This is a genomic window from Streptomyces coffeae, from assembly GCF_016741875.1.
GTDB lineage: Bacteria > Actinomycetota > Actinomycetes > Streptomycetales > Streptomycetaceae > Streptomyces > Streptomyces coffeae.
Genome location: NZ_JAERRF010000161.1, coordinates 1 through 768, shown reverse-complemented (window position 1 = coordinate 768; position 768 = coordinate 1). Strand labels below are relative to the sequence as shown.

General features: G+C 59.4%; 2 protein-coding genes. Both read left to right on the top strand.

Features of this window, described 5'->3' with window-relative positions; all coding sequences use genetic code 11:
- On the top strand, nucleotides 1-464 hold a 464-nt coding region (locus JK363_RS41485), incomplete at its 5' end, for a phosphopantetheine-binding protein (protein WP_236076595.1).
- A gap of 48 nt (nucleotides 465-512) precedes the next feature.
- A partial coding sequence (locus JK363_RS44540) for a beta-ketoacyl synthase N-terminal-like domain-containing protein (protein ID WP_201883497.1) occupies nucleotides 513-768 on the top strand: 256 nt, incomplete at its 3' end.

Below are 768 nucleotides of genomic sequence, written 5' to 3'. Positions count from 1 at the left end.
GGATGGTGCTTGAGGTGGTGCAGAACTCCGTCGCAGTGGTGCTCGGCCATGCCAATCCCGGTTCGATCGACCCGAGCCGGGCGTTCAAGGATCTCGGTTTCGATTCACTGACCGCGGTGGATCTGCGTAACCGGCTCATTGCCGCCACTGCCTTGCGATTGCCCGCCACACTTATCTTCGACCACCCCACAATTATTGATCTTGCCGAGTACCTGCGTGGTGAGCTCAAGCAGGTGGTCGGCGAAGGTGAATTCCGTTTGATCGACTTGGAAAAGCTCGAAGCCGCTGTGTTCTCGATGGCGCAGGACGGTGAGCTGCACAGGCAGGTGCGGTCGCGGGTCAAGGCCATGATGGCGCGCCTCGACGAGGAGTTCGACGAAATCATCGACGACGAGAACAGTGACATCGACTCCGCTTCGTTCGACTCGATGTTCGAAATCATTGATCGAGAACTCGAAGGTTAAGGAAGCCCATGCGGGCATCCTCAGGCGCGACAAAGGGGCTGGGTGCAGGTGCCCACTGACGAGAAGACTCTCAACTACCTTAAGCGGCTCACTGCCGACCTTCGCCAGACGCGCAAGCGTCTGCGTGAGCTTGAGTCGAAGGACCACGAGCCGATTGCGATTGTGGGGATGGGGTGTCGTTATCCGGGTGGGGTGACCTCGCCCGAGGCTCTGTGGGGGTTGGTGGCGTCGGGTGGGGATGGTATTTCGTTCTTCCCGTCCGATCGTGGTTGGGATGTTGAGGGGTTGTTTGATCCGGATGGGG